The 21,529-nt window shown below is 65.8% G+C and carries 16 protein-coding genes and 1 pseudogene; 13 read left to right on the top strand and 4 right to left on the bottom strand.

The window, feature by feature from the left end:
• Positions 1-12 precede the first annotated feature (12 nt).
• The 6 genes from QW881_RS13985 to QW881_RS13960 all read left to right on the top strand — a co-directional run bounded on the left by QW881_RS13985 (position 13) and on the right by QW881_RS13960 (position 6,639).
• Entirely contained in the window at positions 13-1,335 is a 1,323-nt protein-coding gene (locus QW881_RS13985; RefSeq protein WP_316158447.1) for an ABC transporter substrate-binding protein, read from the top strand.
• 233 nt (positions 1,336-1,568) lie between these two features.
• On the top strand, positions 1,569-2,522 hold the full coding sequence (locus tag QW881_RS13980) for a sugar ABC transporter permease (RefSeq protein ID WP_315739707.1): 954 nt from the start codon (positions 1,569-1,571) through the stop codon (positions 2,520-2,522).
• Positions 2,519-3,427 carry a carbohydrate ABC transporter permease gene (locus QW881_RS13975; RefSeq protein ID WP_315739708.1) on the top strand — a complete coding sequence of 303 codons (909 nt, stop codon included), beginning with the start codon at positions 2,519-2,521 and terminating at the stop codon, positions 3,425-3,427. The genes QW881_RS13980 and QW881_RS13975 overlap by 4 nt, the downstream gene beginning before the upstream one ends.
• A gap of 219 nt (positions 3,428-3,646) precedes the next feature.
• The gene (gene denD, locus QW881_RS13970) at positions 3,647-4,630 is read left to right on the top strand and encodes a D-erythronate dehydrogenase (RefSeq protein ID WP_316158446.1); all 984 of its coding nucleotides are present in this window, start codon (positions 3,647-3,649) and stop codon (positions 4,628-4,630) included.
• Between the two features lie 72 nt (positions 4,631-4,702).
• Positions 4,703-5,872, top strand: a complete 1,170-nt coding sequence (locus QW881_RS13965) for an acetyl-CoA acetyltransferase (protein WP_316158445.1) — start codon at positions 4,703-4,705, stop codon at positions 5,870-5,872.
• A 209-nt stretch (positions 5,873-6,081) separates the two neighbouring features.
• Entirely contained in the window at positions 6,082-6,639 is a 558-nt protein-coding gene (locus QW881_RS13960; RefSeq protein WP_316158444.1) for a GNAT family N-acetyltransferase, read from the top strand.
• Between the two features lie 129 nt (positions 6,640-6,768).
• Here the strand turns inward: QW881_RS13960 and QW881_RS13955 are convergent.
• A pseudogene (locus QW881_RS13955) lies at positions 6,769-7,331 on the bottom strand (DinB family protein).
• A 167-nt stretch (positions 7,332-7,498) separates the two neighbouring features.
• Between QW881_RS13955 and ybaL the strand changes: the two are divergent.
• Complete coding sequence (ybaL, locus tag QW881_RS13950; RefSeq protein WP_316158443.1) at positions 7,499-9,232, top strand: YbaL family putative K(+) efflux transporter; 1,734 nt, start codon at positions 7,499-7,501, stop codon at positions 9,230-9,232.
• Positions 9,233-9,887: 655 nt separating this feature from the next.
• Here the strand turns inward: ybaL and QW881_RS13945 are convergent.
• Positions 9,888-10,313: a GFA family protein gene (locus tag QW881_RS13945; RefSeq protein ID WP_315739144.1), complete on the bottom strand. Its 426-nt coding sequence runs from the start codon at positions 10,311-10,313 to the stop codon at positions 9,888-9,890.
• Between the two features lie 258 nt (positions 10,314-10,571).
• Between QW881_RS13945 and QW881_RS13940 the strand changes: the two genes are divergently transcribed.
• The 4 genes from QW881_RS13940 to QW881_RS13925 all read left to right on the top strand — a co-directional run bounded on the left by QW881_RS13940 (position 10,572) and on the right by QW881_RS13925 (position 14,793).
• Positions 10,572-11,777, top strand: coding sequence for a CoA transferase (locus tag QW881_RS13940; protein WP_315757935.1), 1,206 nt, complete (start codon positions 10,572-10,574; stop codon positions 11,775-11,777).
• A gap of 4 nt (positions 11,778-11,781) precedes the next feature.
• On the top strand, positions 11,782-12,948 hold the full coding sequence (locus tag QW881_RS13935; protein WP_315757934.1) for an acyl-CoA dehydrogenase family protein: 1,167 nt from the start codon (positions 11,782-11,784) through the stop codon (positions 12,946-12,948).
• Between the two features lie 355 nt (positions 12,949-13,303).
• On the top strand, positions 13,304-14,440 hold the full coding sequence (locus QW881_RS13930) for a thiolase family protein (RefSeq protein ID WP_315757933.1): 1,137 nt from the start codon (positions 13,304-13,306) through the stop codon (positions 14,438-14,440).
• Positions 14,437-14,793 (top strand): Zn-ribbon domain-containing OB-fold protein, encoded by a 357-nt coding sequence (locus QW881_RS13925; protein WP_315757932.1) that lies wholly within the window; start codon positions 14,437-14,439, stop codon positions 14,791-14,793. Before QW881_RS13930 ends, QW881_RS13925 begins: the two co-directional genes overlap by 4 nt.
• A gap of 680 nt (positions 14,794-15,473) precedes the next feature.
• On the opposite strand, the gene glsA is transcribed toward QW881_RS13925, so the two are convergent.
• Positions 15,474-17,333, bottom strand: coding sequence for a glutaminase A (gene glsA, locus QW881_RS13920; protein WP_315757931.1), 1,860 nt, complete (start codon positions 17,331-17,333; stop codon positions 15,474-15,476).
• 383 nt (positions 17,334-17,716) lie between these two features.
• On the opposite strand from glsA, the gene QW881_RS13915 reads away from it, so the two are divergent.
• Positions 17,717-18,703, top strand: coding sequence for an IclR family transcriptional regulator (locus QW881_RS13915; protein ID WP_315739150.1), 987 nt, complete (start codon positions 17,717-17,719; stop codon positions 18,701-18,703).
• Complete coding sequence (locus tag QW881_RS13910; RefSeq protein ID WP_315757930.1) at positions 18,633-20,192, top strand: acyl-CoA carboxylase subunit beta; 1,560 nt, start codon at positions 18,633-18,635, stop codon at positions 20,190-20,192. Before QW881_RS13915 ends, QW881_RS13910 begins: the two co-directional genes overlap by 71 nt.
• Positions 20,193-20,202: 10 nt before the next feature.
• Here QW881_RS13910 and QW881_RS13905 read toward each other — a convergent pair whose 3' ends face one another.
• Positions 20,203-21,486, bottom strand: a complete 1,284-nt coding sequence (locus QW881_RS13905) for an MFS transporter (protein ID WP_315757929.1) — start codon at positions 21,484-21,486, stop codon at positions 20,203-20,205.
• Positions 21,487-21,529: the final 43 nt, after the last annotated feature.

Raw genomic sequence — 21,529 nt, 5'->3', positions numbered from 1 at the left:
AGAAAACTTCAGATGGCTCATTTCCCCACCGATCGACGGTCTCTGCTCAAGGGCGGCGCGACCTTGCTGGCGGCTGCCGCGACCATGTCGGCCGACGACCTGCTCGGCTACGCCAAGGCCTGGGCGCAGACCTCGCCCTTCAAGCCGGAGCCCGGCGCCAAGATCAACATGATGCGCTGGAAGCGCTTCGTCGAGGCCGAGGACGTGGCCTTCATGAAGATCGTCGACGCCTTCCAGAAGGCCAACAACGTCACCATCAACGTCTCCAACGAATCCTATGACGACGTCCAGCCCAAGGCCTCGGTCGCGGCCAATACGGGGCAGGGGCTCGACATGGTGTGGGGCCTCTACACGCTGCCCTTCCTGTTCTCCAACAAGTGCGTCGACATGACCGACGTCGCCGACTACCTCGGCAAGAAGTGCGGCGGCTGGACCGACTCGGGCAAGGCCTATGGCATGCTCGACGGCAAGTGGATCGGCATCCCGGTGGCCGCCACCGGCGGCCTCGTCAACTACCGCATCTCGGCCGCCGAGAAGGCTGGCTTCAAACAGTTCCCGAAAGACCTCGCCGGCCTGTCCGAGTTCTTCAAGGCGATGAACAAGAACGGCACGCCGGGCGGCATGGCGCTCGGCCACGCCTCGGGCGACGCCAATGGCTGGGTGCACTGGGCGCTGTGGGCGCATGGCGGCAATCTGATCGACAAGGACAACAAGGTCGTCATCAACTCGCCTGAGACCGCCAAGGCGCTCGAATACGTCAAGGGCCTGTACGACAATTTCGTGCCGGGCACCGCGTCGTGGAACGACTCGTCCAACAACAAGGCGTTCCTCGCCGGCCAGCTCTACGCGACCGTCAACGGCATCTCGATCTATGTCACCGCCAAGAAGGAGGCGCCGCAGATCGCCGAGGACATGAACCACGCGCATCTGCCGCCCGGCCTCGACGGCAAGACCCGCGAGATGCATTTGGGCTTCCCGATCCTGGTGTTCAACTTCTCCAAGTACCCGCAGACCTGCAAGGCGTTCACCGCCTTCCTGCTGGAGCCGGAGCAGTTCAACCCGTGGATCGAGGCGGCGCAGGGCTATCTGTCGCACTTCCTCAAAGGCTACGACGCCAACCCGATCTGGACGGTCGATCCGAAGAACACGCCGTATCGTGAGGTCGCGGCGACCGCGACCACGCCGGCCGGTCTCGGCAAGCTCGGCGAGGCGGCTGCGGCCGCGATCGCCGACTTCGTCCTGGTCGACATGTTCGCGAACTACTGCACGGGCCGCGAGGACGTGAAGACGGCGATGGCGAGCGCCGAGCGCTCCGCCAAGCGCATCTTCCGCTGAGGCGAGGACGGCCGGCGCGCGAGAGCGCCGGTCGCCATCGTCGGAGGGTGGGCAAGGCGCAACGCGCCGTGCCCACCGTCATTGCGAGCGCAGCGAAGCAATCCCGGGAGGAACGTCGGACTCTGGATTGCTTCGTCGCTTCGCTCCTCGCAATGACGGAGTAACTCTATCCGTCCCGAACGCCGGTGGGCGCGCGTCGCTCACCCCACGGTTCGAAGGGAGCTGCTGGATAAATGAGTACCATTCAGACCTCGTTGCCACGAGGCGCCGCCGTCGGCGAGCCCTCGGCATGGGTGCGCATCAAGACCAACCGCAACGTCATTGCGCTGTGGTTCATGCTGCCCGCGGCGGCCTTCCTGATCCTGTTCCTGGCCTATCCGCTGGGGCTCGGCGTCTGGATGAGCTTCACCGACGAGAAGATCGGCCGCACCGGCGTCTTCGTCGGGGTCGAGAACTACGAATGGTTGTGGGACGACTCGATCTTTTGGCTGTCGGTGTTCAACACGCTGCTCTACACGATCGTGGCGAGCGCCATCAAATTCGCGATCGGCCTGTATCTCGCGCTGCTGCTGAACCGGCACATGCCGTTCAAGGCCATGATCCGCGCCATCGTGTTGATCCCCTTCATCGTGCCGACCGTGCTGTCGGCGATTGCGTTCTGGTGGATCTACGATTCGCAGTTCTCGATCATCTCCTGGTCGCTGATCAAGCTCGGGGTCATCACTCAGAACATCAACTTTCTCGGTGACACCAACTGGGCGCGTGCCTCCGTCATCATCGCCAACATCTGGCGCGGCGTGCCGTTCGTCGCCATCACCTTGCTGGCCGGCCTCCAGACCGTGTCACCCTCGCTCTATGAGGCCGCCACGCTCGACGGCGCCACCAGTTGGCAGCGCTTCCGCTTCATCACCTATCCGCTGCTGACGCCGATCATCGCAGTCGTCATGACCTTCTCTGTGCTGTTCACCTTTACCGACTTCCAGCTGATCTGGGCACTCACCCGTGGCGGCCCCGTCAACGCCACCCACCTGATGGCGACCTTGAGCTATCAGCGCGGCATCATCTCCGGGCGGCTCGGCGAGGGCGCCGCGATCGCGACCGCCATGATCCCGTTCCTGATGGCGGCGATCGCGATCTCCTGGTTCGGCATGCAACGGCGCAAATGGCAGCAAGGATCCGACCAATGACCGACACCACGCTGCACGCCAAGGCACCCACCACGGCCGGCTCCGACGAATCCGAGGGCATGAGCTACCTGGAGTCGCTGCCGCGCCGGCTGATCACGCTGTATCTGCCGCTGTTCATCATCCTCGTGGTGCTGCTGTTCCCGTTCTACTGGATGGGGCTGACGTCGATCAAACCCGACGAGCAACTGATCGACATGGAGAAGTACAATCCGTTCTGGGTGGTGCATCCGACCTTCAAGCACATCTCCAAGCTGCTGTTCGAGACGCAGTATCCGCGCTGGCTCTGGAACACTATGTATGTCGCGGTCGGCGCGACCACGCTGTCGATCTTCGCCTCCGTGCTCGCGGCCTATGCGATCGTTCGGTTGCGCTTCAAGGGCGCCGACACCGTCGGCGTGCTGATCTTCTTCGCCTATCTGGTGCCGCCGTCGATCCTGTTCATCCCGCTGGCCTCGGTGATCCAGGCCTACGGCTTGTTCGACTCGCCGCTGTCCTTGATCCTGGTCTATCCGACGCTTCTCATCCCGTTCTCGACCTGGCTCTTGATGGGCTACTTCAAGACGATCCCGTTCGAGCTCGAGGAATGCGCCCTGATCGACGGCGCCAGCCGCTGGCAGATCCTGGTCAAGATCGTGGTGCCGCTCGCGGTGCCCGGCCTGATCTCGGCCTTCATCTTCTCGTTCACGCTGTGCTGGAACGAGTTCATCTATGCCCTGACCTTCCTGCAGTCGACGCCGAACAAGACGGTGCCGGTCGCGATCGTCAACGAGTTCGTCGACGGCGACATCTACAAATGGGGATCGCTGATGGCCGGCGCCCTGGTCGGCTCGCTGCCGCTGGTGATCCTTTACGCCTTCTTCGTCGAGCACTATGTGTCGGCGATGACCGGCGCGGTGAAGGAGTAGGCGAGATTCGCGTGTTCCGTCATTGCGAGCGCAGCGAAGCAATCCAGAGCTATGGAGAAGACTCTGGGTTGCTTCGTCGCTTCGCTCCTCGCAATGACGACCAGTTTTCGTAGGGTGGGCAAAGCGAAGCGTGCCCACCGTCGTCCGGCATCACCCGGTGCTGCGGTGGGCACGGCGCTATGCGCCTTTGCCCACCCTACATTTTGAAGGAGCACTCCCTTGCATATTCTCGTTCTCGGCGCCGCCGGCATGGTCGGACGCAAGCTGGTCGAGCGGCTCGTTCGCGACGGCCGCCTCGGCGAGGCCGCCATCACCCGCATGACCCTGCAGGACATCGTGGCGCCGGCGAAGCCGGATACGAGCATCGCGGTCGAGACCATCGCCGGCGATTTCGCCGTCGCAGGTTTTGCCGAGAAGCTGGTCGCCGCGCGCCCCGACGTGATCTTCCATCTCGCCGCGATCGTCTCCGGCGAGGCCGAGCTCGATTTCGACAAGGGCTACCGCATCAATCTCGACGGCACGCGGATGCTGTTCGACGCGGTCAGGCTGATCGGCGACGGCTACAAGCCGCGCCTGGTCTTCACCTCCTCGATCGCGGTGTTCGGCGCGCCGTTCCCCGACGCGATCGGCGACGAGTTCGTCAATGCGCCGCTGCTCAGCTACGGCACCCAGAAGGCGATCGGCGAGCTCCTGCTGGCCGATTACAGCCGCCGCGGCTTCTTCGACGGCGTCGGCATCCGTCTGCCGACCATCTGCATCCGCCCCGGCGCGCCCAACAAGGCCGCCTCCGGCTTCTTCTCCAACATCCTGCGCGAGCCCTTGGCCGGCAAGGAGGCCGTGCTGCCGGTGTCCGAGGACGTCCGGCACTGGCACGCGACGCCGCGCTCCGCTGTCGGCTTCCTCCTGCATGCCGCGACCATGGACACCGCGCGGATCGGCCCGCGCCGCAACCTCACCATGCCCGGCCTGTCGGCGACGGTGGGCGAGCAGATTGCCGCGCTCCGGCGCGTCGCTGGTGACAACGTCGCGGCTCGCATCAAGCGGGTTCCCGATCCCTTCATCATCGGCATCGTCGACGGCTGGCCGCGGAATTTCGAGGCCAAGCGGGCCCGCGAGCTCGGTTTCACCACCGAGGAAAAGACCTTCGACGACATCATCCGGATTCACATCGAGGACGAACTCGGTGGTAAGTTCGTGGCCTGAGAACGCCACCAGCCTCTGGACTCAAATGGCGCGAAGCGCCATTTGAGCAGGGAGATAGTCGGGAGAGAGATCATGACCGCCAGCATTGTCGGATGGGCGCATACGCCGTTCGGAAAGTTCGACGCCGAGACCGTTGAGAGCCTCGTCGTCAAGGTCGCCAACGAGGCGATCGCAGATGCCGGCATCTCGGCCGGTGACGTCGACGAGATCGTGCTCGGCCATTTCAACGCCGGCTTCTCGCCGCAGGACTTCACCGCCTCGCTGGTGCTGCAGGCCGACCCCGCGCTGCGCTTCAAGCCGGCGACCCGGGTCGAGAACGCCTGCGCCACCGGCTCTGCCGCCGTCCACCAGGGCATCCGCGCCATCGCCGCCGGCGCCGCCAAGATCGTGCTCGTCGTCGGCGTCGAGCAGATGACGCGCACGCCGGGACCTGAGATCGGTAAGAACCTGCTCAAGGCGTCCTACCTACCCGAAGACGGCGACACCGTCGGCGGCTTCGCCGGCGTGTTCGGCAAGATCGCGCAGGGCTATTTCCAGAAATACGGCGACCAGTCCGACGCGCTGGCGCTGATCGCGGCCAAGAACCACAAGAACGGCGTCGCCAACCCCTATGCCCAGATGCGCAAGGATTTCGGCTTCGAGTTCTGCCGCTCCGAGAGCGAGAAGAACCCCTATGTTGCCGGTCCGCTGAAGCGCACCGATTGCTCGCTGGTCTCCGACGGCGCCGCCGCGCTGGTGCTGGCCGACAGCGAGACCGCGAAGTCGTTCGCCAAGGCGGTCAACGTCCGCGCCACCGCGCACGCGCAGGACTTCCTGCCGATGAGCAAGCGCGACATCCTTGCCTTCGAAGGCTGCACGGTGGCCTGGCAGCGCGCGCTGGAGAAGGCCGGCGTCACCTTGTCCGATCTCTCCTTCGTCGAGACCCATGACTGCTTCACCGTCGCCGAGCTGATCGAGTACGAAGCGATGGGCCTGACGCCGCGCGGGCAGGGCGCCCGCGCCATCAAGGAAGGCTGGACGCTCAAGGACGGCAAGCTGCCGGTCAACCCGTCCGGCGGCCTCAAGGCCAAGGGCCACCCGATCGGCGCCACCGGCGTCTCCATGCACGTGATGACCGCCATGCAGCTCACCGGCACGGCGCCCGAGGGCATGCAGCTGCCCAACGCCAAGCTCGGCGGCATCTTCAACATGGGCGGCGCCGCGGTCGCGAACTACGTGTCGATCCTGGAGCCGGCGAAGTAGGTCGCCGTTTCGGCAGAGCTCCATCCTCCGTCATTGCGAGCGAAAGCGAAGCAATCCAGGGCTGCGCCCGCTACTCTGGATTGCTTCGTCGCGGAGCCTGCTCTCGGGCTCGCCCAAGGCGAGACCCGGGGGCTCCTCGCAATGACGGTGGCCTAAGAGAGCCCGCCGTTGAGCGGGAGATTCGACATTCGCTGGTCGGGCCGCCCATCATGATCATTTCCACCGAACGCCTGTTTCTGCGCGAATGGCGCGACGAGGACCGGGCGCCGTTCGCGACGATGTCGGCCGATCCGGAGGTGATGGCATTCCTGCGCGCGCTGCCGACGCGGCAGGCGTGCGATCAGTGGATCGACGCTCAGATCGCGCATCATGCCGCCCACGGCTTCGGCTTCTGGGTCGTCGAGGGCCGGAGGTCGGGCGCATTCCTCGGCACGGTCGGGCTGTTCCGCGTCGGCTTCGACGCGCCGTTCACGCCGGCGGTCGAGATCGGCTGGCGGCTCGCGCGCGAAGCCTGGGGGCAGGGTGTTGCGACAGAAGCGGCGCGTGCGGCGCTCGACTTCGGCTTCAACACGCTCGGGCTCGACGAGATCATCGCCTACGCAGCGCCGGCCAATCAGGCGTCGCAGAACGTCATGCGCAAGCTCGGCATGGCCAGGGATGCGGCGTCGGATTTCGACCATCCTCGCGTCGCGGCCGACAGCCCGCTTCGGCGGCAGGTCATGTACCGACTCTCACGCGACGCATGGGCTTCGGACGCGATGCCGTAGGGTGGGCAAAGCGGCCGCCGAAGGCGGCAGCGTGCCCACCGTCGGGCGGCATGCGCATCGGCAAGATGGTGGGCACGGCGCCATTGCGAGTGTTCTTGAGGAGAGAGCGCGGCAGCGCCTTTGCCCACCCTACGGCTTCCACACCTTCTCCTCGCTGAACCCCAGCGCGCTGAAATCTCCGGTCCGCAAGCCCCATCATCCGCCGGAAAGAACTCATCCAGCTGCGGCGGCTTGACGGATGTCGCCGACAGCATCGCATGCGCCTGGCCGCGGTGATGGATGTCATGCTGGAACAGATGCAGCAGCAGCCGGTCGCAGCGCTCGTTCTGCACCCGCGTCTCGCGGTTGATGCGCACGGTGTCGTCGAGCCGCTCCGGCGTCAGCGTCTCGCAGAAGCTGATCAGCCGGCGGTCCATCGCGCTCTGCGCCTTGACGAGGTCTGACAGCCGCGGGAACGGCACCTGGTTCTGCCACGCCATCGGGCCGAGCCAGCCGCCCTCCAGCGCATCGATGTAGAACAGGTCGATGATGTAGATGTGGTTGAGCGTCTTCTGCAGGCTCGGAAAGAAGCCCGCGCGTTCCGCGGCGAAGTCCTCGGCGCTGAGCTGGCCGCAGGCCGTCAGCAGGCGGTGGTTGGCCCAGGCATTGTTGTAGGCGAAGGCGCGAAAGGTCTGGACGAGATCGGCGGGCATCGTGTCGAGCGTCCCCATGCTGGCTCCGCACTGATCATAGGGACCTGCGTGCGGCATTGACCATGGCTTTTGCGCAGGTCCCTTCAGCGTCCCCACAAGATGTTCCTCCGGAACTCTGCCTCACTTGGTCGCGGTGAATCGGCCTGCGTCCTGTGCAAGAAGTTCGGATGCCGCATGACACACCTCTCATCGCGACCATCGTCGCCGGCCTCGGTCTTGCCTTCGTGTTCGGAGCCCTGGCGCAGAGGTTCCGCTGTCCGCCGCTGGTCGGCTATCTCCTCGCCGGCGTCGCCGTAGGTCCCTTCACGCCCGGCTTCGTCGCCGATCAGGCGCTGGCGACCGAGCTCGCCGAGCTCGGCATCATCCTGCTGATGTTCGGCGTCGGCCTGCATTTCTCGCTCAAGGACCTGATGTCGGTCCGCGCCATCGCCGTGCCCGGCGCGATCGTGCAGATTGCCGCCGCGACCCTGATGGGCATGGCGCTGGGCTGGATGATGGGCTGGTCGATCGGCGCGGGCCTCGTGTTCGGTCTCGCGCTGTCGGTGGCCAGCACCGTGGTGCTGCTGCGCGCGATGCAGGAGCGCCGGCTGATGGACACCGAGCGCGGCCGGATCGCCGTCGGCTGGCTGATCGTGGAAGACCTCGCGATGGTCCTGGCGCTGGTGCTGATCCCGGCCTTCGCCAGCCTGTACAACGGCAATGGCGATGCGCTCGCGGCCCGGTTCGGGCTCGGTCTTCCCGGCGTGCTGCTGCTGACCTTCGTCAAGATCGGCGTGTTCATGGCGCTGATGCTGGTGGTCGGGCGCCGGCTGATCCCGTGGATCCTGCACTACATCGCCCACACCGGTTCGCGCGAGCTGTTCCGCCTGGCGGTGCTGGCGATCGCGCTCGGTGTGGCCTTCGGCTCGACCAAGCTGTTCGGCGTGTCGCTCGCGCTCGGCGCCTTCTTCGCCGGCATGATGCTGGGCGAGTCGCCGCTGAGCCAGCGCGCCGCGCAGGAATCGCTGCCGCTGCGCGATGCCTTCGCGGTGCTGTTCTTCGTCTCCGCCGGCATGCTGTTCGATCCGGGAAGCGTCATCCGCGAGCCCTGGCCGCTGCTCGCCACCTTGTTCATCATCCTGTTCGGCAAGTCGGTTGCCGCGTTCCTGATCGTGATCGCATTCCGCCATCCCGCGTCGACGGCGCTGACGATCTCCGCGAGCCTCGCCCAGATCGGCGAGTTCTCCTTCATTCTCGCCGAGATCGGCGGCGCCTCGAACCTGCTGCCGAAAGCGGGCCGCGACCTGATCCTGGCCGGCGCCATCATCTCGATCATGCTCAATCCGCTGATGTTCGCCGCGCTCGACTGGCTGCTGCCGCGGCTGGAGCGGCGCCGCGCCGATGCCTCCGCGCCGGCCGCAACGCCGCCGGCCGAGATCCCGGTGACGCAACTGACCGAGCACACGATCATCGTCGGCTATGGCCGCGTCGGACGCCTCGTCGGCGAGGCGCTGCAGCAGCGCGGGCATCCGTTCCTTGTGGTGGAAACGTCGGAGGACGTCCTCGAGCAATTGAAGAGCGATGGCGTCGAGACCATCACGGGCAACGCCGCGCGCAGCAACGTGCTGCGGGCGACAAACCCAACGGCTGCGCATGCGCTGGTCATTGCCATCCCCGAGGCGTTCGAGGCCGGCCAGATCGTCGAGCAGGCCCGCGCCGTCAACCCCGCTCTGCACATCGTTGCGCGAGCGCATTCCGATGCCGAGGTCGATCATCTCAAGTCGCTGGGCGCCGACAAGGTCATCATGGGCGAGCGCGAGATCGCGCGCGGCATGATCGAGGAATTGGATACGAGGCCACCCGACGCCGCCCCCGAGCTGGCGCCGGAGCGGACGGCGGAGGGGGTGCAGGTCCAGGCGTAGAACGCGCAGCCCGGGTGAGCGAAGCGATACCCGGGTTCATTCGCACAGCTCGTGTGACCCCGGATATCGCTTCGCTCATCCGGGCTACGGGCCTGTGGCTGCGTCGAGCGGCGAATTTCGCTTGTGCCTTCAGGCTGATTTGCCCTGTCCAGTCCCCGCGCGAAAAAGATTCTTGTTTCGCTTTTCCAGAAAATATGCTTCACTCCCGCCATCCTGCTTCGCCACGAGGGGCGCTTCGCGATCGTCACGAACGTTGAGGCAGGGAGGCGGTGGCCGCGACGTGTCGCAGCGTAGCTTGTCTGCGCGGACGAACGGCATGGCGCGGACGTGAAGTCGCGTGGTCCCGGCATCCCGATGCTGATGCCAAGCCTAAGGGGCATGATGATCCCAACGGCGACGGTGGCCAAAAGCCGGTGCACCGAGGAGATCGCGAAGTAAGCGTGAAAACCATCGCGCAGGGAAGGCCGGGTCGGTCCGGCTGAACCTGTGGTTCTCTCCCCGTGCTTTCTTTCGCACGGGGGCCACGGGTGCCAGTCGGCACCCGGCCTTCCCTGCGCCCTCTGTTTCGAAGGGGGCGGCTTCGATCAGCACAGCTCGGACAGATCCTGTCGCGAGGCCCCTGATGCTCGCGTGGTTGCTGGAAGCAGACCTTGCCTTACTCCGGCATCATCTCGCCGGAGCCGCCGAACTCGGCCGGGAAATCCTTCAGCTTCGGCAGGCCGTCCCTGATGGGCAGCACCGTTTCCGCGTAGTTGACGTGCACGCCGGGCGTGAACTTCAGCGTCGGAATCGTCGCGGCATAGACGTCGATCATGCCGAGCGGCGGGTGGTCGGTCATCAGATGTCCGCCACACTTGGTGCAGTACTTGCGGTAGCTCATGTCGGTCTTGTGGTAGGTGCCGATCGCATCGGCGCCCTTTGTCACCCGCACGCTCTGTGGCTTCCACAGGGTGAAGGCGTTGACCGGGCCGGCCGACCAGGACCGGCACGACGAACAATGGCAATAGCCCATTGCCTCCGGCTCGCCGTCGGCCTCGATCTCGACCGTGCCGCAGAAGCATTTGCCCTGATAGAGCGTCATGAGAGCGTTCTCCCTCGTGTGTGTTCTGGATGTTGGACCGGCATGCTGACACACCTGAACGTTGAAATGGAATCCTAGAATGCAGCTCGCTGCAGGGAACATCTGGTGCAGCGCAGCGGTCCTCGTCCGTGATCCGCGACACGGAATGTTGCGGCGGGGGATCAGACGCATGGCCCCATACCCGCAGGCCCGCTTGCTAGGGAACATCAGGTGCCGTTAGCTCTGGCGACAACAAGGATCGAGGGAGCCGACGCCACGATGGGACCGCTTGCGGGCATCAAGGTCATCGACATGACCACCGTGCTGATGGGGCCGTATGCCGCCCAGACGCTCGGCGACTACGGCGCCGACGTCATCAAGGTGGAATCGCCGGAAGGAGACGTCACCCGCAAGATCGGCCCGTGGCATCATCCGGGCATGGGGCCGGTCTATCTCAATACCAACCGCAGCAAGCGCGTGATCTGCCTCGACCTCAAGAAGCCCAGGGGACGCGAGGCCGCGCTGCGGCTCATCAAGGACGCCGACGTGCTGCTCTACAACATCCGGCCGCAGGCGATGGCGCGGCTGAACCTCGGCTATGATGTGGTCTCCGCGCTCAATCCGCGGCTGGTCTATGCCGGCGTGTTCGGCTTCGGCCAGGACGGTCCCTATGCGGCCAAGCCCGCCTATGACGACCTGATCCAGGGTGGGGCGGCGCTGTCGCACCTGATGGCGGTCGCCGGTGACGGCACCCCGCGCTATGTGCCCAATGCGCTGGTCGACCGCATCGTCGGCCTGACCGCGGTCGGCGCCATCTGCGCCAGCCTCGTGCATCGCGACCGCACCGGGCGCGGCCAGCGCCTCGACGTGCCGATGTTCGAGACCATGTCGGCCTTCATCATGGGCGATCACATGGGCGGGCTGACCTACGAGCCGCCGCTCGACAAGGGCGGCTATGCGCGGCATCTGTCGCCCGACCGCAGGCCCTACAAGACCGCCGACGGCCATATCTGCGTGATCGTCTACAACGACAAGCAATGGGACGCGTTCTTCACGGCGTCCGGCCGCACCGACCTGCGCGCGGATGACAGGTTCAACAGCTTTGCCCGGCGTGCCGCCAACATCGATTTCGTCTATGCCGAGCTCGCGCGCATCTTTCAGACGCGCACCACGGCCGAATGGACCGATCTGCTGGATGCGGCCGATGTGCCGGTCATGCCGATGCACGACCTCGAAAGCCTGCTGAACGATCCGCACCTCGTGGCGACCGATTTCTTTCCCCTGGTCGAACATCCGACCGAAGGTCCGATCCGCAGCACCCGCGTTTCCGCGACCTGGTCCGAGACCAAGGCCGAGCCGCAGCGTCTGGCGGCGCGGCCGAACGAGCATGGCGCTGATATCCTGCACGAGCTTGGATTTTCGGACGAGGAGATCGCCGCGATGATCCGCGACGGCGTGACCACGCCGGCGCCTGCCAGGGAGTGAGACGATGGATTTCGCGCTCTCCGCCAACCAGGAATCGATCCGCGACGCGGTCGCAAAAATTTGTGCGCGTTTCGACGATGCGTACTGGCTGAAGAAGGACAAGGAGGGCGGGTTTCCCGCCGACTTCCACAAGGCCTTGGCGGAGGCTGGCTGGCTCGGCATCTGCATCCCCGAGGCGTATGGCGGCTCCGGCCTCGGCATTCTCGATGCTGCGATCATGATGCGCACCATCGCCGAATCCGGCGCCGGCATGTCCGGTGCCTCGGCGATCCACATGAACGTGTTCGGGCTCAATCCGGTCGTCGTGTTCGGAACTAAAGAGCAGTGCGCGCGGATGTTGCCGGGCATCGTCGATGGCAGCGAGAAGGCCTGCTTCGCGGTGACCGAGCCCAACACCGGACTCAACACCACCCAGCTCAAGACCCGCGCCGTGCGCAAGGGCGACCGCTACATCGTCAACGGCCAGAAGGTGTGGATCTCGACCGCGCAGGTCGCCGAGAAGATCCTGCTGCTGGCGCGAACGACGCCCTTGGAGGAGGTGCAGCGCCCGACCCATGGGCTCAGCCTGTTCTACACGGATTTCGATCGCAGCCGGATCAAGGTGCACGAGATCGAGAAGATGGGCCGCAAGCCGGTCGACTCCAACGAGCTGTTCTTCGAGGATGTCGAGATCCCGGTCGAGGACCGCCTGGGCGAGGAGGGGCGGGGCTTCGACTACATTCTGCATGGGATGAACCCCGAGCGCATCCTGATTGCCGCCGAAGCCGTCGGGCTCGGTCATCTCGCGCTGTCACGTGCGAGCGCCTATGCGCGGACGCGCAACGTGTTCAATCGCCCGATCGGTCAGAACCAGGGCATCCAGCATCCCCTGGCGAAGAACTGGATGGAGCTGGAGGCCGCCTGGCTGATGGTGCTGCAGGCCGGCTGGCAATACGACCAGGGCATGGCGTGCGGCCCGGCCGCCAACGCCGCGAAATATCTCGCCGCAGAGGCCGGCTTCCACGCCTGCGAGCAGGCGGTGATGACCCATGGCGGCTTCGGTTACGCGCGCGAGTATCACGTCGAGCGTTACCTGCGCGAATCCCTGATCCCCCGCATCGCGCCGATCAGCCCGCAACTGATTTTGTCCTTCATCGCCGAGAAGGTCCTCGGCCTGCCGAAATCGTATTGAGATGTCGTAGTGGGACGAGCCTGTATTGAGATGATGAACCATTCAGCTGTCAGGGACGAACGCTGCCTGCATTCCCTCCCCCCTTGTGGGGGAGGGGCAGGGAGGGGGGTACCCAGCAAAGATTCGTTGTGTGGCCATCCCCGACGCCTCCCCGCAAGGGAAGGGGAGCGCAGCAGTGCTCGCGGCCTCGTATTCGGTCAACAGCGAATGCTGTTTGCCTCACTCCGTCATTCCGGGGCGCGACGAAGTCGCGAACCCGGAATCTCGAGATTGTTTTGCGCATTCGTTTCTCAGCTCGAGATTCCGGGTTCATCGCTGCGCGATGCCCCGGAATGACGGCAGAGGGCATGGCGCGATGACCTATATCACCGGCACTGGCCTGACATCCTTCGGCCGGCACGACGGCCGCTCCTCGCTCGACCTGATGAGCATGGCGGCGCAACTGGCGCTCGATGATGCCGGGCTAAGGCGGCGCGACATCGACGGCATCCTGTGTGGCTATTCCACGGTGTCGCCGCACATCATGCTCGCGACCGTGTTCGCCGAGCATTTCGGCCTCACGCCGTCCTATGCTCACGCCGTCCAGGTCGGCGGCGCCACCGGGCTCGCGATGGCGATGCTGGCGCATCACCTGGTCGAGGCCGGCGTGGTCAAGCACATGCTCGTGGTCGCCGGCGAGAACCGCCTGACCGGGCAGAGCCGCGACGCCTCGATCCAGGCGCTGGCGCAGGTCGGCCATCCCGACTACGAGTTGCCGCTGGGGCCGACGATCCCCGCCTATTACGGCCTCGTTGCGTCGCGCTACATGCACGACCACGGCGTCACCGAGGAGGACCTCGCCGAATTCGCGGTGCTGATGCGCACGCATGCGCTGGATCATCCCGGCGCGCAGTTCCAAGAGCCGATCACGGTGGCCGACGTCATGGCATCGAAGCCGGTGGCGCGGCCGCTGAAGCTGCTCGACTGCTGTCCGGTCTCCGACGGCGGCGCCGCCATCATCATCAGCCGCGAGCCGACCGGAGCGACGGCGGTGCGCGTGCGCGGCTGCGCCCAGGCGCACACGCATCAGCACGTCACGGCGGCGCCGGCCCTGAGCGAGCTCGGTGCCGAGATTGCGATCGCGAAGGCGAAGGCAGCAGCGGGTGTGGACATCAAAGACGTCGACTACGCCGCCGTCTATGACAGTTTCACCATCACGCTCTGCATGCTGCTCGAGGATCTCGGCCTCGCCGGCCGCGGCGAGGCGGCGGCGCGGGTCAGGGCCGGTCATTTCAGCCGCGACGGCGCCGTGCCGCTCAACACCCATGGCGGGCTGCTCAGCTACGGTCATTGTGGCGTCGGCGGGGCCATGGCGCATCTGAGCGAAGCGCATCTGCAGATGACGGGGCGCGCCGGACCTCGCCAAGTCCGCGAAGCAGCGCTGGCGCTGCTGCACGGCGATGGCGGCGTGCTGTCCTCGCATGTCAGCATGTTCTGGGAGCGGGTGCGATGAGCGAATCGGCCGACTGGACCAGGGGCACTGCAGCGATTCGCTTTCAGCGCTGTGCGTGCTGTGCCCACCTGCAGTATTTCCGCCGCGACTTCTGCGCGGCCTGCGGCTCGCTTGCGCTCACCGATCACGCGGCGACGGGCGAAGGCACCATCTATGCGGCATCATTGGTCTGCCGGGCCGCGACTCCAGAGACGCGCGCGCATGTGCCCTACAACATCGTGCTGGTGGATATGCGCGAGGGCTTTCGCATGATGGCCCATGGCGACCACGAACTTGCGATCGGCGATCTCGTCACGGCCCGCTTCGTCACCTTCGCCGGCGGCATCGTGCCGTACTTCGGGAAAGTCAAATGAAGATGGGGAACAGAACGACGTCTGAAAAGGTCGACCGCAGGCGGCCGAGGCGGGACGATACGCAACACACATTCGTCCCGACCCGGATCGCCGCGCGATTGACGCAAAACTGTTACGCTACGCTCACCAACTCAAACGCAACTCTACTCGGTCGTTCGCGTGAGCAATCAAGCTCACATTCCTACCTACGGGCGATGAAGAAACTGCGACGCAGAACCTCCAGACAGCCCTTCATCGCCCGTAGAACAGGACGCTGGCGATGACGATCATGGACGTCACCGCCAGCATATGCGCGAGTGCCTCCGACGTTGCCCTCTTAGTGGCTTCCTTCATGCCGTTTCCTCCCTGGACACTGGACTGGACACGACTCTCCGTGGCGCAAATACACACGCTACGTCGGCTGGAATTTTACTCGGAACACCCCACTTCGACGTTCGCTTCGCGAGTCCCCACTCGGCGTTCATCGACGGTTCAGAACATCGTCGGGTAATGCGGCGTGAATTGGGCTCGCTTATGGTTGTCCTGCGACCGAGTCCCGGTAACGTTTAGGCGAGCCCGTACAAATACGAGTGATGCGAATTATCGACCGAAAGCCGTTAGTTGCTGTGGATTGCAACCTTGAGTAATTGTTTGCTTCGACCGCGTGCGACACTTCGATGACGGACTTCGACGCACTGAGATCAGTCTGCCGCGAGCAAATTGAGCCGCGCATTGGCGACAGTCAGACGCTCGGCCAACAGCTGCGCCAGATTGCGCATGATCCGCTCGCCGGCTTTCGGATGTCGCACGCGTAAACGTTCGAAATCCACCAGCGAGATCTCGAAAGCGGTGGCCGAGAAATCCGCGACGACGTCGGCGGAGCGCACGGGCTCCAGCAGTGCCATCTCGCCGAAGCATTGCCCTGCCGTCAGCGTCGCGAGCCGGATGCCGTCGGGCAGGGTGACGTGGACGACGCCGGAGCGCAGGAAGAACAACGAGGCCGCAGCATCGCCGGCCGCGAGGATGCGTTCGCCCTGCTGATAGTGCCGGATGATCGCCAGTGCCGCGAGCTCATGGCGCTCGTCCGCGGAGAGCCCCGCGAGCAGCGGCTGCTCGGCGAGCTCGGTGGTTTCGAGGAAATCGATGGCGCCGCCATAGCGATAGACGATCTGGTCCTCGGCCCATTCGATCGCGGTGTCGAGCAGGTAGAAGTCGCGCACGTTCTTGCTGTCGCCGGTACGGGCCGCGATCTCCTGCCATTCCGGCGAGCTGCGGCGGATGCCCGACAGCACGACGGTGACGTGGAAGTCGGCGAGCTCGTGAAACAGCTCGGAGAGCAGGCGCAGGCCTGCTTGTGTCATCGCGGTGACGCGGTGGAGGTCGACGATGACGAATTGCGGTCGCGTGCTCGCCGCGAGCTGGCGCGAGACGTAGTCGACGCTGGAAAGGGACAGCGTGCCGACCAGCTCGAGCACGCGCACCGCGTCGGGATGGGCGGTGAGGATGTTGCGCTCCTGAGCGCGGCGGCTGCGTCGCGACGGGTTGGCGCCGATGTCGTAGTCGGCGATGATCGTGGTGCGCGCATCGTCGGAACGGTTCAGCATGTGCAGGCCGTAATGCGCCGACAGCGCCTCGCAGACCTTGATGCCGCGCACGCTGTTGCCGTGACCGTCGAGCCTGGGCGAATAGCTGCCGAGCCCGAGCCGTGCCGGCAGGCTTGCCAGGATGCCGCCGCCGACGCCGCTCTTGGCGGGTATGCCGACGCGGTAGATCCACTCGCCGGCGAAGTCATACATGCCCGACGAGGTCATCACCGACAGCGTGCGCGACACGGCATAGGGCGTCACCACCTGCTCGCCGGTGACCGGATTGACGCCACGATTGGCGAGCGTGGCCGCCATGATCGCGCAGTCGCGCGCCGTGACGAGCACGGCGCATTGCCTGAAGTAGACCGCGAGCACGTCGTCGACAGGCTCCCTGATGACCTCCGACGTCCGCAGCAGGTAGGCGATCGCGCGGTTGCGATCGCCGGTGGCGGCTTCCGACGCGAACACCGCGTCGTCGACATCGAGCTTGCGGCCGGCGAAGCGGCCGAGCGCATCGCGGATGGTCTCGAAGGCGTCGTCGTGCCGTGCCCTGCGGATCAGGCCGCTGCAGGCGATCGCGCCGGCATTGACCATCGGATTGAACGGGTGGTTCTCCGCATTGAGCCGGATCGAATTGAAGGGATCGCCCGACGGCTCGACGCCGATCACGCGCTCGACCTCGTCGGAGCCGAGCGTATCGAGCGCGAGCGCGAACACGAACGGCTTCGACATCGATTGGATCGTGAAGGGCACGCGGCTGTCGCCGACCTCGTAGACGTGGCCGTCCAATGTGGCGAGGCCGATGCCGAAATGCGCCGGGTCGGCCTTGCCGAGCTCGGGGATGTAGTTCGCGACGGCGCCGTCATGATCGGGCCAGAAGTCGGCATGGCAGGCCGACAGGAAGCGCTGCAGAGGCGGCATCGCGGCCGTCGCCCAATGCTGCGGATGTCGGATCGGCCTCGGGTGGGTGGTCATGGGAAGCTCGGCGGGAAGAAGGTCTCGCGCCGGTTATGTCGCAGCCGCGACGGCGCAGCCAGCCCACACTTGTCGCAACGCTGGTCAAATGTTGCCGTTGCTCACCGATTGAGCGGGTTTGCGGGCGCGATGACCGCTCCGTGTTGCCATGCGCGGGGGCGATGCCGATCGAAAGCCAGCGCTGCGGTACCGCGCTTTGGAACCGGCGACGGTCGTCACGCCCGCATACCGCTGGCCGTTGTCTAAGGATGCCGAGTCTTGTGCCAACACGCTGAAGAACGGCGGCTTTTAGAGACGGTCTACTGTTGTGACGGCAAAACGGCTGGGTTAGCTTGTTCAATAAGCGGAATATCATTCCGCATGACGGAATTGGTGGGAAACGCATGGGACGACGGTCTGAGCGATTGAGCAGGAGCAGCATGCTGCCCGGAGATCTCGCCGGTGAGGGCGAGGTCATTCAAGTGGTGTCGCGGGCGTTCGACGTGCTTCGCTGTTTCGAGGGGCACGAGGCGCGGCTCGGCAATCTCGAAATCTCCAACCGCTGCGGCCTGCCGCGGTCGACGGTGTCGCGGCTGACGCACACGCTGACGCGCATGGGCCAGCTGGTCTACCTGCCGCGCGATCAAAAATACCGCATCGGCCCGAGCGCCGTGGCGATGAGCACGTCGATGACCAGAGGCTTGCAGTTGCGCAATCTGATCCGGCAGCGGCTGCAGGACGTCGCCGAGCAGTTGCCCGGCACCGTCGGCTTCGTCATTCCCGACCGCTTCCACCTCGTCTATCTCGAGTTCGGCCGCGCCGCGAATGCGCTCGGCCTGCATGAGACCACGGGCAGCCGCATCTCGATGGCCTCGACCGCGGCCGGTCATGCCTATGTCGCCGCGCTCGAGCCGGAGGTCGGCGACGCCTTGCTGGCCGAGATGGAGCGCGAGATGCCGGACGCGGCCAAGCTGCTGCGGCCACGCCTCGAGCACAACAGACAGTTTCTCAAGGAGCATGGCTACGTCGTGGCCTGCGGCCTGTGGAGTCCGCACATCAATGGCGTCGCGCTGCCGCTGTGGTCGCCGCAATACCAGACTTATGTCGTGCTCACGATCGGCCTGTTGTCGGCGATGTACGACGAGCAGCGGCTGCACGACGAGGTCGCCCAGCCGATGCGCGAGCTCGGCCGCAGCATCGCCGCGCTGCTGCAGGGCGCGGAAGCCGACGTCTTCAACAGCCGGATGGACAGAAAGCCGCTCCAGGTGAACGCGAAGACCAACCATAAGAACAAGACCATCACCGGGGCAGGGGGAACGAATGAGTTGGCAGCCGGAGCTCGAGGAACTGGCCCGGCGCGAGGCCTTCGCGCGGGAGATGGGCGGGCCTGACAAGGTCAAGCGTCAGCACGACCAGGGCCGCCTCACCGTTCGCGAGCGCATCGACGGCGTCGTCGATCCCGGCAGCTTCCACGAGATCGGCGCGGTCTCAGGGATCGGCGAGTATGACGAGCAGGGCGAGCTCACGCATGTGACGCCCGCCAATTGCGTGTTCGGGCGCGGCCGCATCGACGGCCGCACCGTCGTCGTGGTCGGGGATGACTTCACCGTGCGCGGCGGCTCGGCCGACGCATCGATCGCCGCCAAGCCGCTGATGGCGGAAGAGATGGCGCACGACTTCCGTCTGCCCATCATCCGCATCATCGAGGGCTCCGGCGGCGGCGGCTCGGTCAAGACGATCGAGACCAAGGGCGCGGCCAACCTGCCCGGCGGCATCGGCGGCAATCGCTGGTACCGCTACACGACCGAGAACATGTCGCTGGTGCCCGTGGTCGCGCTCGGCCTCGGCTCGGTCGCAGGGCTAGGTGCGGCGCGGCTCGCGGCGAGCCACTACTCGGTGATGACCAAGCAGTCGGCGATGTTCGTCGCCGGCCCGCCGGTCGTGAAGCGGCTGGGGCAGGACCTCGGCAAGATGGAGCTCGGTGGCGCCGACATCCAGACCCGCGCCGGCGGCGTCGATCATGCGGTGGACACCGAGGCGGAGGCGTTCGCCTGCGCGCGGCGCTTCCTGTCCTACCTGCCATCGTCGGTCTACGAGCTGCCGCCGACCTCGCCCTGCACCGATGACCCGCAGCGCGTCGACGAGCAGCTCATCAGCGCGGTGCCGCGGGATCGCCGGCGCGTCTACAAGATGCGGCCGATCATCGAGTCCGTCGTCGACAACGGCTCGTTCTTCGAGGTGACGCAGAACTATGGCCGTCCGATCATCATCGGCCTCGCGCGTCTCGAAGGCCGCGCGGTGATGGTGCTGGCGAGCGATCCCTATCACTATGGCGGCTCGTGGACCGCGGATGCCTGCCAGAAGGTGATCCGCTGGGTCGATTTCGCCGAGACCTTCCATCTGCCGATCGTCTACCTGATGGATTGCCCCGGCTTCATGGTCGGGCTCGAGGCGGAGAAGGCGGCGACCATCCGCCATGGCGTGCGCGCGATGGCCGCCGTCAATCAGTCGACGGTGCCGTGGTGCACGGTGATCGTGCGCAACAATTTCGGCGTCGCCGGTGTCGTGCATCAGCCAGCCGACCGGTTCTCGATCCGCTACGCCTGGCCGTCGGCCTATTGGGGCTCGCTGCCGCTCGAAGGCGGCATCGAGGCGGCCTATCGCGCCGAGATCGACGCCGCGCCCGACCCGAAAGCCAAGCTCAAGGAGATCGAGGATCGGCTGAACAAGCTGCGCTCGCCGTTCCGCTCGGCCGAGAAGTTCTGGGTCGAGGAGATCATCGACCCGCGCAAGACGCGCGCGCTGCTGTGCGAGTTCGCGCGCCTTGCCGAGCCGCTGCGCACGCCCGGGCCGCCCACGGCGATGACGACACGGCCGTGAGCGGCTGATGTTAAGCCGCGGCGGGCTTCGCCTGCCGCGCGATCGCCAGCGTCAGGAGCGCGGCGACGATGCACAGTGCGCCCGCCGTGAAGAACGCCGGCAGGTAGCTCTGCAACAGAGTGCGCGACAGGCCGGCGCCGAACGCGGCGGTGCCGGCGCCGAGCTGATGTCCGGCGAACACCCAGCCGAACACCAGATTGGCCCGCTCCGGCCCAAAGCGCTGCGCGGTCAGCCGCACCGTCGGCGGCACGGTGGCGATCCAGTCGAGGCCGTAGAACATCGCGAACAGCGACAGGCCATAGAACGAGAAGTCGGTGAACGGAAGGAACAGCAGCGAGAGCCCGCGCAAGCCGTAGTACCAGAACAACAGCCAGCGATTGTCATAGCGGTCCGACAGCCAGCCCGAGACGATCGTGCCGACGAAGTCGAACATGCCCATCGCGGCGAGCAGGCTCGCCGCCTGGACCTGCGGAATGCCGAAGTCGAGGCACATCGGGATCAGATGGACCTGGACGAGGCCGTTGGTCGAGGCGCCACAGATGAAGAAGGTCGCGAACAGCATCCAGAACACCGGTGCGCGCGCCGCATCGCGGAGGGTGCCGAGCGCGGCGGCGAGGATCGGTGTGGTGACGGGCGCGGGTGCGGCGATCGGGTCGGTGCCCTTGTCGCCGAAGGGACGCAGGCCGAGATCACTCGGGCGATCGCGCATCAGCAGCAGCACGGCGGTGGCGGAAACGCCGAGCATGACGCAGATGAGCCCGAGCGCGACGCGCCAGCCGAGCCGCTCGGTGAGGCTGGCGAGCAGCGGCAGGAACACCAGCTGTCCGGTGGCAACGCTGGCGGTGAGGATGCCGACGACGAGGCCGCGGCGCGCGACGAACCAGCGCGTCGCGATGGTGGCGCCCAGCACCAGCGCGGTCATGCCGGTGCCGATGCCGATCACGACGCCCCACAGCAGCACGAGGTGCCAGACATGGGTCATCGCCAACGACGAAAGCAGAGCGGTCACGACGATCAACTGGGCCAAAAGCGTGATGTTGCGCAGACCGTAGCGGTTGAGCAGGGCGGCGGCGAAGGGGGCCATCAGCCCGAACAGCACGAAGCGGATCGACAGTGCCGAGGAGATCTCCGCGGTGCTCCAGCCGAACTCCTGCTGCAGCGGCACGATGAACACGCCGGGTGCTCCCACCGTGCCGGCCGATACCAGGGCCGTGAAGAACGTTACGGCCACCATGATCCAGCCATAGTGGATGTTGCGCCGTTCGAGTGCTGCCGCGAGCCGGTTCGAGATCATGTGCTTCTCAGTTCGATGCGGATTTCGCGCCCATTCTGCCAGG

The sequence above is a fragment of the Bradyrhizobium sp. SZCCHNS3016 genome (assembly GCF_032484535.1).
Taxonomy (GTDB): domain Bacteria; phylum Pseudomonadota; class Alphaproteobacteria; order Rhizobiales; family Xanthobacteraceae; genus Bradyrhizobium.
This window is presented reverse-complemented; position numbering and strand designations above follow the sequence as displayed.

Coding starts and splice junctions, on each gene's coding strand:
- QW881_RS13985 (WP_316158447.1), top strand. CDS start 13: ATGGCTCATTTCCCCACCGATCGACGGTCTCTGCTCAAGGGCGGCGCG.
- QW881_RS13980 (WP_315739707.1), top strand. CDS start 1,569: ATGAGTACCATTCAGACCTCGTTGCCACGAGGCGCCGCCGTCGGCGAG.
- QW881_RS13975 (WP_315739708.1), top strand. CDS start 2,519: ATGACCGACACCACGCTGCACGCCAAGGCACCCACCACGGCCGGCTCC.
- QW881_RS13965 (WP_316158445.1), top strand. CDS start 4,703: ATGACCGCCAGCATTGTCGGATGGGCGCATACGCCGTTCGGAAAGTTC.
- QW881_RS13960 (WP_316158444.1), top strand. CDS start 6,082: ATGATCATTTCCACCGAACGCCTGTTTCTGCGCGAATGGCGCGACGAG.
- ybaL (WP_316158443.1), top strand. CDS start 7,499: ATGCCGCATGACACACCTCTCATCGCGACCATCGTCGCCGGCCTCGGT.
- QW881_RS13945 (WP_315739144.1), bottom strand. CDS start 10,313: ATGACGCTCTATCAGGGCAAATGCTTCTGCGGCACGGTCGAGATCGAG.
- QW881_RS13940 (WP_315757935.1), top strand. CDS start 10,572: ATGGGACCGCTTGCGGGCATCAAGGTCATCGACATGACCACCGTGCTG.
- QW881_RS13935 (WP_315757934.1), top strand. CDS start 11,782: ATGGATTTCGCGCTCTCCGCCAACCAGGAATCGATCCGCGACGCGGTC.
- QW881_RS13930 (WP_315757933.1), top strand. CDS start 13,304: ATGACCTATATCACCGGCACTGGCCTGACATCCTTCGGCCGGCACGAC.
- QW881_RS13925 (WP_315757932.1), top strand. CDS start 14,437: ATGAGCGAATCGGCCGACTGGACCAGGGGCACTGCAGCGATTCGCTTT.
- glsA (WP_315757931.1), bottom strand. CDS start 17,333: ATGACCACCCACCCGAGGCCGATCCGACATCCGCAGCATTGGGCGACG.
- QW881_RS13915 (WP_315739150.1), top strand. CDS start 17,717: ATGGGACGACGGTCTGAGCGATTGAGCAGGAGCAGCATGCTGCCCGGA.
- QW881_RS13910 (WP_315757930.1), top strand. CDS start 18,633: ATGAGTTGGCAGCCGGAGCTCGAGGAACTGGCCCGGCGCGAGGCCTTC.
- QW881_RS13905 (WP_315757929.1), bottom strand. CDS start 21,486: ATGATCTCGAACCGGCTCGCGGCAGCACTCGAACGGCGCAACATCCAC.